Below are 2,035 nucleotides of genomic sequence, written 5' to 3'. Positions count from 1 at the left end.
TTTCTTGAATTCCTATTATTCTATCAGCTTTTATACCAAACTTATCGTTCTTCTTTATATGAATCTAATTTTTTAAATCCATTTATTGCATATCTTCCTTGCTTTGCATTTATGCAACGGCCTTTTGACTGTGCCGATATTACCCCTCCCACATCGGAATATTCTGATCAATACTTGAATCCACTATTAATCCTATTTTGAAAAAAGAGTGTAAATATAAAATTATTCTTTGAAAAAGGAATTTGTTTATGTTATTAAACATCAATCCTTAACTTATATTAATTAACCCTTATGAGTGATAGTATTAAAGACAGAGTACTGAAAGTAATTGACAAACAGCTTAATAAAGACACTTCACAGATTAAGCTTACTGATAGATTTATCGAAGATCTTGGTGCTGACAGTCTAGATAGAGTGGAATTGGTTATGGCACTGGAAGATGAATTTGAAAATCTTGAGATACCAGATAAAGAAGCGGAAAAAATCAGAACGGTTCAAGATGCTATTAACTACGCAGAAAAGCATTATAACCAGCCTTCTTAATTCATTAGTACAATAAATATAGGTTATGATTCGGGTTGTAGTAACAGGAATAGGATTAATAGCACCTTTGGGAGTGACAGCAGCCGAAAATTGGGAGAATATAATCAATTCAAAATCAGGAATCAAAAAAATTCCAGATAGTTTGTTTTCTACAGATGACTTAAGATGTAAAATTGCAGGAATTATTAATTTAGAAGGAAATTCGGCATTTAACATTGAGAAATTTATTGATTCTAAAGAAGCTAAAAAAATGGATAAATTTATCCATTATGCAATAGCAGCAGCGGAAGAAGCAACACTTGATGCCGCTCTAAATGAATTAACAGATGAAGCTAGAGATGATGTTGGTGTTTTAATAGGCTCCGGTATTGGCGGATTGTCTACAATTGAGAAAAACGCTAATATTTTGGAATCAAGTGGTGCAAGAAAAATTAGTCCATTTTTTATACCAGCTAGTTTAATAAATTTGGCTTCAGGGCACGTTTCGATCAGGCATAAATTTAGAGGCCCTAATCATTCCGTAGTTACAGCTTGTTCTACTGGGACTCACGCAATTGGAGATGCTGCAAGAATAATAAAAGATGGCGATGCTAAAATTATGATTTGTGGTGGAGCTGAAGGGGCAGTTTGTAAGCTTGGCGTAGCAGGATTTGCAGCTGCAAGAGCATTATCAACTAATTTCAATGACAGACCTGAAGAAGCATCAAGACCTTGGGATAAAGATAGAGATGGTTTTGTAATGGGAGAGGGAGCTGGTGTATTGGTTTTAGAAGAGTATGAGCATGCAAAAAGGAGAGGTGCTAAAATTTATGGTGAGGTTTTAGGATATGGACTCTCTGGTGATGCACATCATATTACAGCGCCAGAGGCTCAAGGTACAGGCGCAATAAAAGCGATGAAAATGGCATTAGCCAAAGCTAAAATTGATCCAGAAAAAATTGATTACATTAATGCGCATGGAACGTCTACTTCCTTGGGAGATATGATAGAGCTCAATGCTATTAAAAAAGTATTTGCAAATAATATTAAAGACGTGGCAATATCCTCTACAAAATCTTCCATTGGTCATTTACTTGGTGCGGCAGGGAGCGTTGAGGCAATATTTTCTCTCTTAGCTATTCAAAATAGCTTATTACCACCAACATTAAATCTAATAAGTCCTGATGAAGGCTGTGAGGGAATAAATCTTGTTGCTAACAAAGCACAGTCCAAAAATATTGATTATGCGATGTCAAATTCTTTTGGATTTGGAGGAACTAACTCCTGCTTGGTATTTAAAAAAGTATTTTAAAAGAGGAATAATCCATGAAAAAAATTATTTTTTTTCTAGGTGCTTTTTTATTATTCGGCCAGACAGCATCAGGCGAGGCACCGTCAAGTTAATGGAAATATGGCCGCAACACAACCCTGACCCTTAAATTTTAGGCAGCAGCTATCTCTTGGATAGCTTCATCCCAAATAAATTTAGCTTTTTGAAAATTCTCTCTTTGGA

Annotated in this window: 3 protein-coding genes; all 3 read left to right on the top strand. The window is 35.1% G+C overall.

The window, feature by feature from the left end:
• Positions 1 to 201: hypothetical protein (locus L8D11_RS05110; protein WP_236870590.1), on the top strand; the 201-nt coding region annotated here is incomplete at its 5' end.
• A gap of 90 nt (positions 202 to 291) precedes the next feature.
• Complete coding sequence (acpP, locus tag L8D11_RS05105; RefSeq protein WP_236870589.1) at positions 292 to 543, top strand: acyl carrier protein; 252 nt, start codon at positions 292 to 294, stop codon at positions 541 to 543.
• 25 nt (positions 544 to 568) lie between these two features.
• The gene (gene fabF / locus L8D11_RS05100) at positions 569 to 1,834 is read left to right on the top strand and encodes a beta-ketoacyl-ACP synthase II (RefSeq protein WP_236870588.1); all 1,266 of its coding nucleotides are present in this window, start codon (positions 569 to 571) and stop codon (positions 1,832 to 1,834) included.
• Positions 1,835 to 2,035: the final 201 nt, after the last annotated feature.

The organism is Candidatus Bandiella numerosa (assembly GCF_021811875.1).
In the GTDB taxonomy this organism is placed as follows: Bacteria; Pseudomonadota; Alphaproteobacteria; order Rickettsiales; family Midichloriaceae; genus Aquirickettsia; species Aquirickettsia numerosa_A.
Note: the sequence above shows the minus strand (reverse complement) of the source record. Positions and strands in the feature narration are given on the sequence as shown.

Excerpts from the sequence above, each read along its gene's own strand:
- acpP (WP_236870589.1), top strand. The coding sequence starts at position 292 with ATGAGTGATAGTATTAAAGACAGAGTACTGAAAGTAATTGACAAACAG.
- fabF (WP_236870588.1), top strand. The coding sequence starts at position 569 with ATGATTCGGGTTGTAGTAACAGGAATAGGATTAATAGCACCTTTGGGA.